Genomic DNA, 17,848 nt, shown 5'->3' on the forward strand with positions numbered 1-17,848 from the left:
TTTTAATGGCTGAGGAAGTGCTCCGGGTAAAAGATTTAGAAGTCCAGTTCAAGACGGCTGAAGGGTATCTTTCAGCCGTCCGTGGTATTTCTTTTAATTTAAAAAAGGGTGAAACCGTCTGTGTCGTTGGGGAATCGGGCTGTGGAAAAAGTATCAGTGCACTTTCCATAATGGGGCTTTTACCTGCTAATGGACGAATTGCAAACGGCGAGATTTGGTTTGATGGAAAAGACTTGGTGAAACTTCGCCAAGATGAGATTCAAAAAATTCGCGGCAATGATATTTCGATGATCTTTCAAGAACCGATGACGGCATTAAACCCGGTTTTTACAATTGGGTTTCAATTATGTGAACCTCTCCGTATTCACCAAAATTTAAACAAAACGGTAGCAGCCAAAAAAGCGGTGGAACTTTTGAAACAAGTAGGTATTTCGGAACCAGAAAGACGAATGAAACAATACCCACATGAATTGAGCGGCGGCATGCGGCAGAGGGTGATGATTGCCATAGCTCTTGCCTGTGAACCCAAAATTCTCATTGCTGATGAACCAACAACCGCCCTTGACGTCACCATTCAAGCACAAATACTGGATTTATTAAATGAATTAAAACAGAAATTTAATACGAGTGTCATTATGATCACACATGATATGGGTGTCGTTGCTGAAGTCGCCGACCGCGTCATCGTCATGTATGCCGGTGAGGTTGTGGAAGAAGGCGATGTGGAAACGATTTTTAATGACCCTCAGCATCCTTATACACAAGGGCTATTAGCCTCTGTTCCAAATGTCGATAGAGAACAAGAAGAACTTACAGCGATACCTGGTTCCATGCCCAGTCTTAATGAAAAAATTGAAGGATGCCGTTTTCATCCGCGTTGTCCTTTTGCTACAGAAAAATGTAAGCTTCAACACCCATCAATGACTATGATAGGTAATCATAAGGTTCGGTGTTGGTTAAAAGGGGGGCAAGTGAGTGACGACAACATTAACAGCCAAAGAGACGCTCTTTGAAGTGACAAATGTCAAAAAATATTATCCGATTAAAGGTGGATTACTTCGTACAACAAAAGGTCAAGTTAAGGCGGTTGATGGCGTTTCATTGCAAATCTATCCAAAGGAGACGTTGGGAGTAGTTGGCGAATCAGGTTGTGGTAAGTCAACTTTAGGCAGGGTAATTTTGGGACTTGAACCGCTTACGGATGGCCAATTAGTTTTTAAAGGACAAGATATCACACATTACCGGGCTTCCCAACTTAAACCTCTTAGAAAAGAAATGCAAATGATCTTCCAAGACCCTTTTGCGTCACTGGACCCCCGCCAACGCATTGGCCCAGCCATCGAAGAAGCACTTATCATTCATACGAATTTATCCGCTTCGGAGAGAAAGAAAAGAGTCTCGGATTTGTTGGTTGAGGTCGGCTTAAAGAAGGAACATTATTACCGTTTTCCCCACGAATTTAGTGGAGGGCAAAGACAACGTGTTGGTATTGCTCGGGCTTTAACCCTAAACCCATCATTCATCGTTTGTGATGAAGCGGTCTCAGCACTTGATGTCTCCGTACAGGCACAAGTCATCAATCTATTGAAGAGATTACAAAAAGATTACGAATTAACCTATCTCTTTATATCTCACGATTTAGGTGTTGTAAAACATATTAGTGATCGGGTTTTAGTCATGTATTTGGGGAGTATGTGTGAGCTAGGTAGTGTTGAGGAGATTTTTTCAAATCCACTACATCCTTATACACAAGCGCTATTATCGTCAATCCCTCGCCCGGAAATCCGCAAAGATCGTGAAAGAATTAAACTTCAAGGTGAAATTCCAAGCCCCGCAAATCCTCCTAGCGGTTGCCGTTTCCATACCCGCTGCCCGTTGGCGCAAGAGATTTGCGCTCGGAAAGTGCCGGAATACCGTGAAGTCAAACCTGGACATCATGTGGCCTGCCATTTTGCATAAGTGTGGAGAGGAGATAAAAATATGGTACAGGCAAACTCAGCGACAAGAAAAGCCTTAAATTTTAGTGCGGAGTATCAGCCCTATTTTTCTAAGCGGCGTCCCGTCTACGCTCGGCGCGGCATGGTCGCGACCTCTCAACCGCTCGCCGCACAGGCGGGATTAGAAATCTTGCAAAAAGGCGGGAACGCCATTGATGCCGCCATCGCCACGGCGGCCTGCCTCACCGTCGTCGAGCCGACATCAAACGGCATCGGCGGTGATGCGTTTGCGCTCGTTTGGACCAAAGGCGAGCTCCACGGGTTGAATGCCAGTGGCCCCGCGCCCGAACTTTTATCCATTGAGGCGCTTAAAGCCCGCGGTATGGCTGAAATCCCCACCCATGGTTTTGTGCCCGTGACGGTGCCAGGCGCACCAGCGGCGTGGGCAGCGCTGTCCGAGCGATTCGGGAAACTGCCGTTAACGGATGTTTTGGCTCCGGCCATCCGTTATGCCGAAGAGGGCTATCCGCTGTCGCCGATCTTGGCGAAATATTGGAAGCGCGCCGTCCAGATTTTTAAAGCGCGTTTGACCGGTCCGGAATTTTCCCATTGGTTCGACACGTTTGCCCCATCAGGACGCGCGCCGGAAGCAGGCGAAATATGGGCGTCGCCGAATCACGCTGCTACCTTGCGCGAAATCGCGGAGACAAAAGCAGAGTCGTTTTATAGAGGAGCTTTAGCCGAGAAGATTGACGCCTTTTCAAAAGAATATGACGGGTTTATCCGCAAAGAGGACCTTGCCGATTATGCGCCGGAATGGGTGAAGCCTATCTCGGTGAATTACCGCGGTTATGACGTTTGGGAAATCCCGCCGAACGGTCAAGGCCTTGTAACGCTTATGGCGCTGAATATTTTAAAAGGAATTTCGTTCTCCGAGCGCGATACGGTCGAAACTTTGCATCACCAAATCGAGGCATTAAAACTCGCCTTCAGTGATGGTTTCGAGCATATCGCCGACCAACGGAATATGCGCTACGCCATTGAAGATTTATTGTCTGAAGAGTACGCGGCATTTCGCCGGGCTTTGATGACGGAAACCGCAGCGGCCCCTGCTCCTGGCACGCCACCCAAAGGCGGTACCGTCTATTTGTGCACCGCAGACGGCGATGGGAATATGGTGTCTTTTATTCAGAGTAACTACATGGGTTTTGGTTCGGGACTCGTTGTTCCTGAAACGGGAATCGCTTTGCAAAATCGCGGTTACAATTTTACGCTCGACCCGAATCACGTGAACGCCCTTGCGCCGGGTAAGCGCCCATTCCACACCATTATCCCAGGCTTTTTGACAAAAGATGGTGTTCCAATCGGTCCATTCGGCGTGATGGGCGGATTCATGCAACCTCAAGGCCATTTGCAAATCATCATGAACACGATCGATTTTCATCTCAACCCGCAGGCCGCACTTGATGCGCCGCGCTGGCAGTGGATAAAAGGGAAAACCGTTGAAGTCGAGCCAACCTTCCCACATCACCTCGCACAGGCCCTCGCCGAACGCGGACATGATATAAAAATCGCCCTTGAACCCAATAGTTTCGGCCGCGGTGAAATCATCTGGCGTGACCCGGAAACTGGCGTCCTCTGCGGCGGAGCAGAAACCCGCACGGACGGGGCGGTTGCGGCATATTAGACGATTTGGAAGATGGTTGTTTTCTTAACAACCTGAGCATGTTTAAATCAGCAAAGAGAGTTTGATTCTATGATTTTCTTACAGTTATTTGTTGGCTTTTTGCGAGCGGGGTTACTTGGCTACGGAGGCGGTCCTTCGGCGATTCCGCTCGTACAAAAAGAGGCCGTGGAAAAATACAAATGGATGACAGACGATGAGTTTGGCGACATGTTAGCGATTGCCAATGCCTTGCCGGGACCGATCGCGACAAAGATGGCTGGCTATATCGGCTATCGAAAAGCGGGCTGGCTCGGCGTGCTGGTCGCCGAAATCGCGACGGTCATTCCCACGGTCCTTCTAATGATGATTCTTTTATTGACGCTGTCTAGTTTTGAAAATAAACCATGGGTGAGGGGCATGACGCATGCCGTTGTCCCCGTCGTCGGCGTCATGCTCGCCACCATGACATGGCAGTTTTTCTCAAAATCACAAAAAGAGTTGGGCTGGGTAAAAAGCATGGCTTTTGTTGCCGGGAGCTTTTTATTGATCCAGGTTTTGAACATTCATCCGGCGATTGTCATTACCGTAACCCTTGTTTTCGTTCTAGTTTGGCCAGTGCGCTCTGAGAAGTCCGAGATCGTTGAACAAGGGAGGAAAGCCCAATGAATCTCATCAAGTTATGGCATGACTTTTTGGCTTTCTTTATACCCGGCATTCTTGGTTACGGTGGCGGCCCCTCTTCCATCCCGCTCGTCGAAAATGAAGTGGTCGGGCATTACCATTGGATGGATGTGCCCGAATTTAGTAAAGTTCTTGCACTTGGCAATGCTTTACCCGGCCCCATCGCAACAAAGATGGCTGGTTACATTGGGTATGTCGTGGCTGGCGTCCCGGGCTTGGTCGTCGGACTGATCGCCTCCGTCGTACCGTCACTTATTTTAATGATTGTTTTGGGAAACCTTTTGTATAGGTATAAAGATTCACCGAAAATTAAAAGGTTGACCGTTTTAATCCGCCCGATCATTGCGGTTTTATTGGGCGTTATGGCCTACTCATTTTTTAAAGACGCCTATGAATCAGCCGGCTGGCTTCAGCCGCTAGCGATTGCCGTCGTCAGCTTCGTTTTGCTTGAAAAACTAAAAATTCATCCAGCCTTTGTGGTCGTCGCCGCGCTCGGTTACGGAGCCATCTTCATGGCTTCCTGACCGGGCGCAGCCTTTTTAAGAGGTACAAAATTCGACTGAAAAAACTATAAAAAATAGGACAGTGGTAGCCTCCAATTTGGCCCATTGACCATTTTGGAGTGTGAAGCGGGCTAAAATGGCATATAGCGCATTTCTATTAACCATTTTAGGCTGAAAAATTTTTTGAAATGGACATTAGCTTGAATTTACTGGAAAACTATGCCCCGATTTAGGTGTGTTTTTCCAATATCTGTATCCAAAAGGCCGTTTTGGAGTAGGAAGCGATCCAAAATAGCATTTAGCGCGGTTCTAAAGACCATTTTGGGCTGAAAAATTTTTTGAAATGGCATATAGCTTGAATTTATTGGTAAAACAAGACCGATTCTTAGGTTGTTTTGCCAATATATGTATCCAAAAGACCATTTTGGAGCAGGAAGTGTTCCGAATTGGCATATAGCGCGGTTCTAAAGACCATTTTGGGTAGGAAAGATTTTTGAAATAGCGTATAGCATACAGTTACTGGAAAAACTACCCCGAATTGAGGGTTGCTTTTCCACCATATGTATCCAAAAGACCATTTTGAAGTGACAAGCAGGCCAAAATAGCTTTTAGTGCGGTTCTATCAACCTTTTAAAGTTGGGTATTTTTTGAAACGGCCGCAACCGAACATACGATTCTTTAATGTACCATTGAATATGCGGGGGTTTTAAAGGTAAAAATATATGTAATATGATACTCAATACACTGATCGTGTTCATCATACCGTGGTTTATCGCTTTAATACATCTATACCGAAAAGATCGTCTGATATTGCCGCTTGTGGCTCCGTTCGGCAGCGCCATTGCTTTTGTCATCAATGACTTCGGGCATCTTTTTGGGTTTTGGAAGCTGACATTCGTTTCTCATTGGGAAATCATCGCAGCTTTACCTTTTGACATAGGCCTATACCCGATATTGTCCTGTTATATGATTTATTTTATTAGGAAAAAGGGCCACCCCTATATCATGATCCTCATCATGACGACATTTACGACCTTGAGCGAAACCGTTTTTGTCTTTTTTGGGAGAGTCATTTACGGAAATGGCTGGAATAACTATTGGACATTTTTATCATATCTCGTCCCCTATGTATTAGTGTATGTGTACTATTTGTATCTAAGAAAAATCGTGCGTTTATAAAACGGCTGTTTTTTTGAGGCTCAGACATCCCAACTGAGCCTTTTTGAATTATTAAAGACCCATGCCAAATTTATTTTGGGATCTTTTGTCTCAAGCGGCAAAACGGTCTTTTTTTGTACTGGTAAGGCAGTCTATCAATTTTTCCTTCGCCCAAAAGCACGGGATGGTAAGAAAATCGAACATTTTTAGGCCAGCAGAAGGGCGGCAAAACTTCTGCCTTCGCCCAAAAGGCTTGGCAGAACCAAGTTTTATAATGCAGAGTCAATTTTTCTTTTTTGACCTTTTGTTCATATTCCGTTCATAAAAGTCTTTTATTATCCTTTTTAGAGTTTGAAATCAATCATGTCTATTTCCGTCTTGGGGCTGAAAAACAATCCGGCGGAGGATGATTTGAAACAAACCCAAGACAACTTAAAGTAATCAGACAGGGAGGAGAGTATTGATGAATAATATAAATAGTCACTCGGCTCGGCCTGAAAATGGCGAATGGGCCGTCGAAGCTCATGGTTTAGTAAAAGTCTTTGGCGATAACCGCGCCGTCGATGGTGTCGATTTGAACGTCAAAGCCGGAACGATTTACGGGGTCCTTGGCCCGAATGGGGCGGGGAAAACGACCACGATCCGAATGCTGGCAACCCTATTGCGGCCGGATGCGGGCTCAGCGCAAATCTTCGGACATGATGTGATGAAAGAACCGCAGATCGTCCGCCAACTCATCGGTGTCACCGGTCAATATGCCTCCGTCGATGAAACGCTAAGTGCCATCGAGAATCTGGTTATTTTCGGGCGGCTTCTGGGACTAGGAAGAAAAGAAGCGAAGCAAAAAGCGGACGAATTATTAGAGGAGTTTGGCTTGACGGAAGCCGCGAAACGTCCACTGAAAAACTTTTCCGGAGGGATGCGCCGCCGGCTCGATTTAGCAGCAAGTCTCATATCCGAGCCGCCACTCATCTTTTTGGATGAGCCGACGACTGGTCTTGACCCGCGGACGCGAAATCAAATGTGGGAAACCATCCGCCTATTGGTTAAGAATGGGTCAACCATACTGCTTACGACCCAATATCTTCAAGAGGCGGATGAATTGGCCGATCGCATCGCAGTCATCGATCGGGGGCGGGTTGTTGCCGAGGGGACGGGGGATGAGCTAAAAGCCTCCATCGGACGTTCCTCGCTGCAATTGAAAATCCAAAACCCGCTTGACTTTGAAAAAGCGCGTCGTATCGTTGAACAAGTTTTAGGCGTCAAATCAAACGTCTCACCAGAAGGTGGGAAAATAACCGCACCAATGGCGGATGCCGATCGTGTAACGGATTTACTGATCGCTCTTCGTGCGGTGGGTATTCAACTTGAGGAATTAAGCGTGCAAAAACCATCTCTTGATGAAGTCTTTCTCGCGATTACCGGTCATGGCGTTAAGGATGAAAAACAGGATCCGACAGAAGAAATGGAGGTAAGCGTATGAATCAAACATTAACGGGAAAAATCAGCGAACGGAAATTGCGCAATCGAACGAGTTTTCTTCAAGCGCTTAGGAATTCATTGACAATGGCTTATAGAGGGTTGCTGAAAATACGGCGCACGCCGGAACAATTATTTGATGTGACGTTTCAGCCGATTATTTTTACGCTGATGTTTACGTATATCTTTGGCGGCGCCATTTCCGGAAATGTGCACAATTATTTGCCCGTCATCATTCCTGGCATCCTCGTGCAATCCGTCATAACGACATCGATTGTCACTGGTGTTCAGCTTCGTGAAGATATGGATAAGGGAGTTTTCGACCGGTTTAAATCACTCCCCATCGCGCGGATTGCGCCATTGGCTGGCGCGCTTCTTGCGGATACGATTCGCTATACGATCGCAACCACCCTCACTTTTCTAATGGGGTATATCATGGGGTATCGCCCAGATGGAGGGCTTGGCTGTGTCGTCATCGCCGGACTTATGGTCATCGTCTGCTCTTGGTGCATCAGTTGGATTTTCGCTTTCTTCGGTGTGATGGCGCGTAATGCGACAAGTGTACAAGGCATTTCCATGTTGGTGCTGTTTCCGCTCACCTTTCTCTCCAATGCTTTTGTGCCGGTTGAGACAATGCCCGATTGGCTTCAATGGTTTGTGAAGATTAACCCAATCTCACACCTCGTCACTGCTGTCAGAGATTTAGCCAATTCCGGAAGCATTGGTTGGGACTTTTCAATCTCCCTTATTGGTGCGGCCGTCATTGTGATCATTTTCGCTCCGATCACCGTGAAGGCATATATGCGGAAAGCCTAGGTTCGGATAAAGTCATCCATATCATAAAAGAGCATGCAGCCTGCCATACTCGTTCACGCATTTTGCGACTTTTTTCCTTCTGCACTTCCTGATATAGTAGTTTACAAGCGGCAGGCTGCTTTTATTTTAAGGATTTAAATAAAGGAATGAATGCCATGGCGAACATTTTAATAGTAGATGATGACCCCCATATCCGTGAACTGGTTCACATCTTGCTTTCAAAAGAAGGTTTCTCCATTTTAGAAGCCGAGGATGGAAAAGCTGCCTTGTCCTTGCTTGAAACGCATAAAATTGATCTCATCGTCCTCGATATTATGATGCCGAATATGGACGGGTGGACGTTCTGCAAGGAAGTGCGGACGTATTATTCAGATACCCTTCCAATTTTAATGTTAACGGCGAAAGGAGAAACTTCTCAAAAAGTGAAAGGCTTCCAACTCGGAACTGACGACTATTTAGTAAAACCGTTTGCTCCTGCAGAACTCGTTGCGCGGGTCAAATCGCTTCTCAAACGCTATCAAATTATACACTCTCATCGCATTGAAATTGAGGATGTCATCATCGATCGCGCTTCCTATAAAGTCATCATGGGAAAAGAAGAAATGACCTTACCGCTCAAAGAGTTTGAATTACTGTTTCTATTGGCGGCAAACCTTGGGAAAACGCTCACAAGGGAACGATTAATCGAGGAGATTTGGGGATTTGATTACGAAGGGGACGAGCGTACCGTTGACGTGCATATTAAACGGTTACGCCAGCGATTTTCTCACGACGATTGCCCATTTAAAATCATGACCATCCGTGGACTTGGTTACCGTTTGGAGGCGGTAAAATGAAGCTGCCTGAGATCGTGAAGCGGATTTTCGGTATATTAGCTTTAGTGTCTGTCTTAGCACTATTCTGGTCAGTGGCTTACTGGTTGACGTCATGGTTTTATGATTCCATTCATTATATTCCTCACGGATTTTTTAGGCAGTTAATCAACTCGATTTTAGGATTTTTTCTGTTTGGATTCTGCATCTATTTTATACAGAAAATAAAATGGGTAAGAAAACAGCAAGAAAAAGTTCTGCATCCGATGATAAAAGCCATGAAAATGATAGCAGAAGGAAATTTTAATATCGATCTTTCTTTTTATAATAATCAATTTCACGGCGACACGAACCATCCCTATTTCAAAATTGTGGAAAGCGTTAGGGAGATGGCCGCAAAGCTCGGTGAAATGGAAAGCATGCGGCAAGAATTCATATCGAATGTTTCCCATGAGATCCAGTCTCCCTTGACTTCCATAACCGGGTTTGCCCATGCCCTTAAAAATAACGATTTAAGTCCCGAAGAACGCCATCATTATCTGGAAATCATCGAAACAGAATGCAATAGGTTGTCAAAGCTGAGTGAGAACTTATTAAAACTCACCACTTTGGAGTCCGACCCTACCCCTTTGAAACCGAAAACTTATCGTTTAGACCATCAACTGCGCCGCGTCATTCTCGCCTGTGAACCACAATGGGCGGAAAAAGACATAAACTTGGAAATTTCACTTGCAAATATAACGATCACCGCGGATGAAGACTTGATGGATCAAGTATGGATTAATTTAATTCATAATGGTATAAAATTCACCCCTAAAGGTGGAATGATTTCGGTTACCGCTTTTAAAACAATCGAGGGCGATGTCATTGTAAAAATAAAAGACACTGGGATCGGCATCAGCAAAGATTCGCTCATGCACATTTTTGAACGGTTTTATAAAGCCGACAAATCCAGAAACCGCAATACCGCCGGAAGCGGCCTTGGTCTATCAATCGTCAAAAAGATTTTGGATATCCACAAAGGCGAAATTAGGGTTCAAAGCGAGCTCGGCAAAGGAACCGAATTTACGATCCGTTTAACAAATCATAGAAACGATTAAAAAAAGTGCAGTTCTCTAGGATAGAAGCTGCACTTCAATTTTGTTATGTTGTTTTTCTAAGCACTACCACTTCAGCGACACGGTTCGCACCAAAACACTTGTAACGGGGTTAGGCGCATTTTATGATTTTTTACCTAATATAAGCGCCACTAAGGATCGGCCTTCTCCCATAAGGCTTGGCAGAGCCAAGTTTTCTCTAAAACTTTTATTCACTTAAAACTTTGATCAACTCAATTTCATCTCTGATTGGTATACCGTCATTCCCGGTTAAGGGGATATCGGGTTTGATTTTTCTTGCTTCCTCCACGGCGTTGTGAATAATTTTGGACAGAATAAAACCGCGTTTTTGATAAAACTTTAACGCTAATAAATTATCGTTCGATGTGATGAGTTTAAGGAGTTGACACTTTTTCTTAGTCGCCAGATTCTCGACTTCTTTAACTAGCGCTGTACCGATTCCTTTCCCTTCTTCAGTACTATCTAAAGATATAATCTCGCACTCATCATCTTTGATGACGTATGTAATTAACCCAATGATTTGCCCTTCTTCATTTAGAACGGCAAAACCATCTAATGTACTGCAATCATAAACGCCACTGGAAATAACCATTTTCGTACTTCCCCAGTGCAACTTGAAAAATTCTATGATTTTATTTTTTGGGATCTCCTCAACAGAGTAGATTTTCATGATCAATCACCTCCGGTCAACTTCCTATCATGAGAACGTGATTCGAGACGCCCATTCCTTTAAGCGAAAACTTAAATGGTAGGAGTTCATGACAATTGTATCATAAATTTCCGAATTCTATATTCGCTTCATTTATATTAATGGAGCATGTTTTCTATCCGCCGACTGGACACCATTCGGACAAATCCTGCTACCCTCTCAACGGACCCTCAGACAAAATATTTACGTTTACCGCCAACTAGACACAATTCTGATAATTCCTCGGGCACACCACAATCGAAGCTCCTGCAAACTTCGGGCGCCAAGCAAAAAGTGAAACAAAACCCCTTGTCCCCCTTGAGATTTTGGCATATAAGCCTCTGCCAAATAATAAAATGTTACAAAACTCACATATCGATATGGGTCCACGCGGCGTTTGGGCTCGCGGAGGATCGCGCATCATCCAAACAAAACATCCGACTGGCGTCTTTTCAATTCGGAAACACCGACAAACATATTTGGTAAATCGAGAAAAGGGATATTTTGGACTAAAAATTAGGCTCCGCGAAAGCATCCGGTCGAGATCCAAGGTTACGTAAGGCCAAACACTTCAATGTCAAATTAAGCAAGTTCATCACATCAAAAGGGACATCGGATTAGCAAAGGCTGTCATCCATTTTTTGTGCAGGAAACCCGCTCACGACTCGTGGCGCCAATTTATCCAAGCCAAGCGCACAAACCGACCATGATCTGAACCAGAGGCAAATCGGTAGTACGAGACCATACCGATAAACGAACTATGCAAGGAACGCGTCAGTAAATGGGCTGCTCAGAACATGTGCCTAAATCAACCGTGCATGGAACAACATACATAGACATCGTACTAGCGCTAAATGTGATGTATCTGGGACACGCGCACAATATTCGTCGTACACGAGATACACGTACCACCCACTGTACACGGAACGCGTATATGGGCTGTGTTCGAACCACGCGCAAATACCAACTGTGCAGGAAATCACGCACAAACCAACGATGTCGGAACAACCGCGTAAATCCGCCATGCTCTGAATAGACGCACGAACCCACTGGCCAGAAGCAAGCTATATGGGTTGTCCTCTGACCGCGCACAATATCCAGCATACACGGAATACGCGTACAAACCCACTTTGCCGGATCACGTAAATCGGTTGTACGCCGACCAAACGCAGAAACCGGTCGTGCCCGAGCAGCACTTAAAATCGGCTGTGCTGGGTCATATGTAAAACGGTTGTATCTAATCTGTGCGCAACTGGCAATTCAAACAAGGTTTTGACCGAAAACTGGACTGAAATGCCTGTGCCGAATCGTCCTGAATCCCGAAACTTTGGCCTCTTTATTACAAAAACGGATTTAACCGCATGAAAAAAAATAATGCTGTCTGACGCCCAAGGCAATAATGGCTAAACTAGCGCGACTCTCGGAGACAAATGCTGCACTTGCTCATTTCGCATGTCTTAATTTTTTGGGAGGCGAGTGGTGTGCACGATTACATCAAAGAGCGTACTATCAAGATTGGAAGGCATATCGTGGAGACGAGAAAGACAGTGCGAGTCATCGCCAAAGAATTCGGTGTGTCCAAGAGCACAGTTCACAAGGACTTGACGGAGCGCTTACCCATCATAAACCCGGAACTGGCTAGTGAAGTTAAATCCGTACTTGATTATCACAAGTCGATCCGGCATCTTCGTGGGGGAGAAGCGACACGTCTCAAATACCGAAAATCTGAAAAAGGCGAAGTCATCAGCCAATAACTCCACATGTTCCCACACATATCTCACCCGCCATCCCTTGCGTATAAAACGATGGTTATCCGAGCACTCCAAGCAGCACTTGTCAAATTTTTTTCGAAAAACATCTCCCATTCAGTCAAATATATGGTAAAATGTTGAGATGAATAATGTCGAAATGGTACGAAACATATAAATTTGACCTGGAGTTCAAATAAATTGGGGGATACAAATGTTTTCAAGGGATATAGGTATAGATCTTGGCACGGCCAATGTTTTAATCTATGTCAAGGGACGAGGCATTGTTTTAAATGAACCGTCCGTAGTCGCCATTGACACGAAAACACAAAGACCGCTGGCAGTCGGAGAAGAAGCACGCCGTATGGTGGGACGGACACCTGGCAACATCGTCGCCATCAGACCGTTACGCGATGGGGTGATCGCCGACTTTGAAATCACGGAGGTCATGCTGAAGTATTTTATTAACAAAATTAATGTCAAAGGCTTTTTAACAAAACCGCGAATTCTCATTTGTACACCGACCAACATCACCTCGGTGGAACAAAAAGCCATCCGTGAAGCAGCTGAAAAAAGCGGTGGGAAACAAGTTTTCCTAGAAGAGGAGCCGAAAGTCGCGGCCATTGGTGCTGGTATGGACATTTTCCAACCAAGCGGGAACATGGTCATTGACATCGGGGGTGGCACAACGGATATCGCTGTGCTTTCTATGGGAGACATTGTCACCTCTTCATCTATTCGCTTGGCTGGGGACGCTTTTGACCGTGAAATCCTTAATTACATTAAGAAAAAATATAAGCTGCTCATCGGTGAGCGCACGGCTGAGGATATAAAAATTGGTGTGGCTACCGTCTTCCCAGGTTCCCGTCATGAAGAAATGACGATCCGCGGACGTGACTTAGTCACAGGCCTTCCGAAAACGCTCACCGTTACCTCTGAGGAAATTCAGCAAGCGCTTCAAGAGCCGGTCAACACCATTATCCAAGCGGCGAAAAATGTTCTTGAACGCACGCCGCCTGAACTTTCGGCGGATATTATCGATCGCGGTATTATCCTAACCGGCGGAGGTGCCTTGCTCCACGGCATTGATCAATTGCTTGCCGAAGAATTGAAAGTGCCGGTTGTCATCGCCGAAGATCCGATGACTTGCGTCGCCGAAGGCACTGGTCGCATGTTGGAAAACTTGGATAAATTATCGAAGCGTAAACTCAGTTAGTATAAGCTGCGAAACAAATCGATGAAGCACCTGCGCACAACAAGAATAAGGCATTCAATCGGGCGGGTTGACCGCCCGTTTCATTCATAGATGATAGTCTAAAAAACACGGCATTACAGAAAATTGGACAAGTCCCGGATGAAAGGGTCGAGGACAATGATACGTGGGTTCTATACAGCCGCAGCGGGCATGCTCAGCCAAATGCGGCGCCAGGAAATGTTGACGAACAATATTGCCAACGCCAATACCCCTGGCTACAAAGCGGACCAGTCATCCTTGCGCAGTTTCCCCAATGTTTTATTGAGGCAGATGGGTGGAACAATCGGAAACGGTTTGCCTGTTGGCGAAATGTCCACAGGTGTCTATCTGCAAGACGCCATGCCGAACTTTGCGAACGGATCATTAAAAGCGACGAACTTGCCGACCGATGTGGCGCTTATGTCAGTGGAAGTGCCGGAAAACCCTGAGACCGGCATTCAAGGAACGCTTTTATTTGCGGTGGAAAGCCCTGATGGCACGGTCCGTTATACGCGCAACGGCCATTTTTCGGTGGATGCCCTTGGCCGCTTGACCACAGCGGACGGGCATTTGGTTTTAAGCAGCACAGGCCAGCCGATTGTTTTACATACGCAAGATTTTAAAATCGATAGTGATGGCCGCGTTTACGAAAATGGCAGAGCGACTTCCAAGATTGGCGTGTTTTATGCCGCTGACCCAACCCAACTCGTTAAAGAGGGCAATGACCTTTTTACAGTGGGCAATAATGGCGGCACACTGCCGTCAGCTGACGGCAATCCGGCGATCCGCTACAGCATCAGCCAAGGCTATCTCGAACAATCTAATGTCGATATGGAACAAGCGATGACCGATCTCATGATGACCTACCGAACGTTCCAAGCGAACCAAACGGTATTAAAGTCGATTGACCACACGATGGATCTTTTGGCTAACCAAGTGGGCAAGATTGGTTAATAATGTGAGGGAGTAAAGCGCACAATCTTCCATGTCCCTGCTCCATTGACTCTGTTTGCCCTTAGACAGTAGGGCTTAACGGCCTTAATAACGCTGTGCCTTTGGCCGCCCGTAAAAAATTTTTAATTAAACGTTTCATTAAAAAGAGGTGTCCGTTCATGAATCGTGCCATGATCATGTCGGCAGTCACGATGTCACAAATTCAAAAAAGCATTGATTTGATCGCCAACAATCTTTCCAATATCAGCACGAACGGTTACAAGAGCCGAAACGCTACGTTTTCCAGCCTCCTTTTTCAAAACATGACGAATCAACCGGACAAAGACCAAAATCTTGGACGTCTGACTCCGCTTGGCATTCGCGTGGGTTCCGGCGCGCGCGTTAGCGATACGCAAATGGACATGCGCCTTGGCAACATCAAGACAACCGACCGCCCGCTGGATTTGGCGCTGACCGAGCCAGACCGCTTTTTCACTATTCAAGTTACGGGGCCCGACGGCCATACGGAGACGCGCTATACTCGGGATGGCAATTTTTATCTTAATCCCGATGCCGCAAACCCCAATATGTTAAATTTGGTGACAGCGAACGGTTATTTTGTCCTTAATGAAAACGGACAGCGGATTCAAATTCCGGCTGGCTTCAGTGATATTCGGTTCACGCCAACGGGTGAAGTGACTTACACAATGCCCGGCGGCGAAGAACGGTCTGTTGCGGCTGGGCGGCTCGGCATAATCAGCATCCAGCGCCCGCAACTGCTTCTTGCGCAAGGCGATAATACATTAGCCCTACCGAATTTAGCATCTCTTGGATTAACTCAGGCTGATGTCTTGGCGGCAAATGGCGGCGCAAGTGTTGTGCAACAAGGCGCTTTGGAATCCTCCAATGTCGATTTGACGGACCAGTTAACCGAACTTATGAACATGCAACGCGCTTATCAATTTAACGCACGATCGCTCAGCATCAGCGACCAAATGCAAGGCCTGATCAATGATTTGCGCACTTAAAATTGGTGATCACGGAGCGAATGGTTATGACAGATGAACGAAACGACCGCGGGTTGAGCCCAGCGGAAGGGCAACAGGGCATGACCGCATCATACGAAAGGCTCAAGCCGGAAATCGATCGGAATCAAGAAGCATCAAGACCTGTGACCCGAACGGAGCGGCGGCAAATGCGCGCTCAGGAACGCCATCAGAAGAGTAAAGAGAAACCTGAGCGCGAGCCCAAGCAAATCAGAGTCCGGCTTCTTCCCATCTGGCTCCGCCTCATCATCATTCTTGTACTCTGCTTAGTTGCGGCTTTTGGTGGTGCCATGATCGGCTACGGGGTCGGTGGTGGCCATCCTACTGATGTTTTTCATCCCGCAACTTGGACTCATATTCGTGATATCATTTTCAAAAAATAAACATAAGGAACGGCAATCGACGGGGCTACCCGCTTTTTTTTTATTTGCCGGATAAAAAATCAAGTTCTCGGCATGAGATACCCGGAAATTGTGCCCCTCGCTTTATTATTTGCCGGATTTAAAATCAAATCTCAGCATACAAAACCCGAAAATGGCAACGCCTTTTTTCTATTATTTTCGGATAAAAAATCAAATTCCCGGCAAGCAACACCCGGAATGGTGATGCCCGCTTTTTTCTTTTAATTGCCGTGTAAATCGGTTATTCTATTAAGTGGAATTGAAGATGAAAGGCGGAAGATTATGCTCAACATAGACGACATTCAAAAAATTTTGCCACACCGTTATCCGTTTTTACTCGTCGACCGCATTATTGAAATGGAAGTCGGAAAGCGCGCTGTCGGCATCAAAAACGTTACTGCAAACGAAGAATTTTTCCAGGGCCATTTCCCAGGCTACCCCGTCATGCCAGGTGTCCTGATTGTCGAAGCTTTAGCGCAAGTTGGCGGCGTGACAATGCTGCAGATGCCGGAGAACAAAGGCCGCCTTCCTCTGTTTGCCGGTATTGACAATTGCCGCATCCGCCGTCAAGTGCGTCCCGGCGACCAACTCCGTCTGGAAGTGGAAATCTCCCGTTTCCGTGGGAAAATTGGCAAAGGCAAAGGCATCGCCACTGTTGACGGCGAACTCTGCCTGGAAGCCGAAATCATGTTCGCCATCGTTGACGATGACAAAAAACAATAACCCACAGACGATCGAACCGCTCAAACAGCGGTTCTTTTTTTCAGTTTGCGAATTCATAACATTTTAAGCCTGCCGTATTGTTATCACCAGCGGTTAACTGTAAATTATCAGAATAGTATCCAGTTGGCGGTAAAAAGCGAAAATCCGACGGTAAAATCAAAAAAACTGGCGGTAAAAGCCTGAATTTCGGCGGTAAAAACGAAAAACCCGGCGGTAAACATAAATATTTTTGTTGAAGACCCGTTGAGTGCATATGCGCAATTTTAAGGCGGAACGGGATCGAAAATGCGCAAAAACTTAATTTATGCGCATTTTACAACATGAAAAGACGTGAAAATGCGCAGACGCCCCATAATATGGAAAACCTACAGCAAAATTTGCAAAAAACTGGAACATATGCACAAATTGTAGTGTGACCAGCCAAGAAAATGAGCAAAAACCGCATTACCATTGCCCTATTATTGCAACTGTTATATAATATGTATAACAGAGATAACACGAAAGAAGGCTGCCAAATGATTTTTAACTTGGATTTGGAATCGGAAGTACCGATCTACCAGCAGATCGTCGACGCCATTATTTATGGCATTGCCACGCGGCAGCTCAAGCCAGGCGAACCGCTGCCCTCTGTAAGGTCTCTTTCGGCAGACATCGGCATCAACATGCACACCGTCAATAAAGCGTACCAGATACTGAAAAATGATGGTTTCGTCCTCATCCATCGTCAGAAAGGTGTCATGGTTAACACTGAACTTCCCGGCGTTGAGCCATCCTTTTTAGAAAAATTACATGCTGACCTGAAAAATCTTACAGCGGAAGCGATTTGCCGGGGGCTGAGTCGTGAGGCACTCGTTGAACAAGTGCAAAAAATTTACCAACAAATGATGGACGAAAGAAGGGGTTAA

The 17,848-nt window shown here is 45.9% G+C and carries 18 protein-coding genes; 17 read left to right on the forward strand and 1 reads right to left on the reverse strand.

Annotated features, from left to right (window positions below; genetic code table 11):
- Positions 1-5 precede the first annotated feature (5 nt).
- The 10 genes from H532_RS0101720 to H532_RS0101765 all read left to right on the forward strand — a co-directional run bounded on the left by H532_RS0101720 (position 6) and on the right by H532_RS0101765 (position 10,152).
- Positions 6-1,013 (forward strand): ABC transporter ATP-binding protein, encoded by a 1,008-nt coding sequence (locus tag H532_RS0101720; protein WP_027724030.1) that lies wholly within the window; start codon positions 6-8, stop codon positions 1,011-1,013.
- A complete protein-coding gene (locus tag H532_RS0101725; protein WP_027724031.1) occupies positions 976-1,959 on the forward strand; it encodes an ABC transporter ATP-binding protein in 984 nt (327 codons plus the stop codon). The genes H532_RS0101720 and H532_RS0101725 overlap by 38 nt, the downstream gene beginning before the upstream one ends.
- A 21-nt stretch (positions 1,960-1,980) precedes the next feature.
- Complete coding sequence (locus tag H532_RS0101730) at positions 1,981-3,624, forward strand: gamma-glutamyltransferase family protein (RefSeq protein WP_027724032.1); 1,644 nt, start codon at positions 1,981-1,983, stop codon at positions 3,622-3,624.
- Positions 3,625-3,693: 69 nt separating this feature from the next.
- Entirely contained in the window at positions 3,694-4,269 is a 576-nt protein-coding gene (locus H532_RS0101735; RefSeq protein ID WP_027724033.1) for a chromate transporter, read from the forward strand.
- On the forward strand, positions 4,266-4,808 hold the full coding sequence (locus H532_RS0101740; RefSeq protein WP_027724034.1) for a chromate transporter: 543 nt from the start codon (positions 4,266-4,268) through the stop codon (positions 4,806-4,808). Before H532_RS0101735 ends, H532_RS0101740 begins: the two co-directional genes overlap by 4 nt.
- 708 nt (positions 4,809-5,516) lie before the next feature.
- Complete coding sequence (locus tag H532_RS0101745) at positions 5,517-5,966, forward strand: CBO0543 family protein (RefSeq protein ID WP_027724035.1); 450 nt, start codon at positions 5,517-5,519, stop codon at positions 5,964-5,966.
- Positions 5,967-6,408: 442 nt separating this feature from the next.
- The gene (locus H532_RS0101750) at positions 6,409-7,428 is read left to right on the forward strand and encodes an ATP-binding cassette domain-containing protein (protein ID WP_051263066.1); all 1,020 of its coding nucleotides are present in this window, start codon (positions 6,409-6,411) and stop codon (positions 7,426-7,428) included.
- Positions 7,425-8,240, forward strand: coding sequence for an ABC transporter permease (locus H532_RS0101755; protein ID WP_027724037.1), 816 nt, complete (start codon positions 7,425-7,427; stop codon positions 8,238-8,240). The genes H532_RS0101750 and H532_RS0101755 overlap by 4 nt, the downstream gene beginning before the upstream one ends.
- A gap of 155 nt (positions 8,241-8,395) precedes the next feature.
- On the forward strand, positions 8,396-9,076 hold the full coding sequence (locus H532_RS0101760; protein ID WP_027724038.1) for a response regulator transcription factor: 681 nt from the start codon (positions 8,396-8,398) through the stop codon (positions 9,074-9,076).
- Positions 9,073-10,152, forward strand: a complete 1,080-nt coding sequence (locus H532_RS0101765; RefSeq protein ID WP_027724039.1) for a sensor histidine kinase — start codon at positions 9,073-9,075, stop codon at positions 10,150-10,152. The genes H532_RS0101760 and H532_RS0101765 overlap by 4 nt, the downstream gene beginning before the upstream one ends.
- A 205-nt stretch (positions 10,153-10,357) precedes the next feature.
- Here H532_RS0101765 and H532_RS0101770 read toward each other — a convergent pair whose 3' ends face one another.
- Positions 10,358-10,840, reverse strand: coding sequence for a GNAT family N-acetyltransferase (locus H532_RS0101770; RefSeq protein ID WP_027724040.1), 483 nt, complete (start codon positions 10,838-10,840; stop codon positions 10,358-10,360).
- 1,499 nt (positions 10,841-12,339) lie between these two features.
- Between H532_RS0101770 and spoIIID the strand changes: the two genes are divergently transcribed.
- The 7 genes from spoIIID to H532_RS0101810 all read left to right on the forward strand — a co-directional run bounded on the left by spoIIID (position 12,340) and on the right by H532_RS0101810 (position 17,848).
- Entirely contained in the window at positions 12,340-12,612 is a 273-nt protein-coding gene (gene spoIIID, locus H532_RS0101775) for a sporulation transcriptional regulator SpoIIID (protein WP_027724041.1), read from the forward strand.
- A gap of 208 nt (positions 12,613-12,820) precedes the next feature.
- Positions 12,821-13,822: a rod shape-determining protein gene (gene mreB / locus H532_RS0101780; protein WP_027724042.1), complete on the forward strand. Its 1,002-nt coding sequence runs from the start codon at positions 12,821-12,823 to the stop codon at positions 13,820-13,822.
- Between the two features lie 156 nt (positions 13,823-13,978).
- The gene (locus tag H532_RS0101785) at positions 13,979-14,794 is read left to right on the forward strand and encodes a flagellar hook-basal body protein (RefSeq protein WP_027724043.1); all 816 of its coding nucleotides are present in this window, start codon (positions 13,979-13,981) and stop codon (positions 14,792-14,794) included.
- A 158-nt stretch (positions 14,795-14,952) separates the two neighbouring features.
- Entirely contained in the window at positions 14,953-15,801 is an 849-nt protein-coding gene (locus H532_RS0101790; protein WP_027724044.1) for a flagellar hook-basal body protein, read from the forward strand.
- 26 nt (positions 15,802-15,827) lie between these two features.
- Positions 15,828-16,202 carry a DNA-directed RNA polymerase subunit beta gene (locus tag H532_RS20765; RefSeq protein WP_245566383.1) on the forward strand — a complete coding sequence of 125 codons (375 nt, stop codon included), beginning with the start codon at positions 15,828-15,830 and terminating at the stop codon, positions 16,200-16,202.
- A 300-nt stretch (positions 16,203-16,502) separates the two neighbouring features.
- Positions 16,503-16,943 (forward strand): 3-hydroxyacyl-ACP dehydratase FabZ, encoded by a 441-nt coding sequence (fabZ, locus tag H532_RS0101805; RefSeq protein WP_027724046.1) that lies wholly within the window; start codon positions 16,503-16,505, stop codon positions 16,941-16,943.
- Positions 16,944-17,458: 515 nt separating this feature from the next.
- The gene (locus H532_RS0101810; protein ID WP_027724047.1) at positions 17,459-17,848 is read left to right on the forward strand and encodes a GntR family transcriptional regulator; all 390 of its coding nucleotides are present in this window, start codon (positions 17,459-17,461) and stop codon (positions 17,846-17,848) included.

Origin of the sequence: Tuberibacillus calidus DSM 17572, assembly GCF_000430685.1 — a bacterium.
In the GTDB taxonomy this organism is placed as follows: Bacteria; Bacillota; Bacilli; order Bacillales; family Sporolactobacillaceae; genus Tuberibacillus; species Tuberibacillus calidus.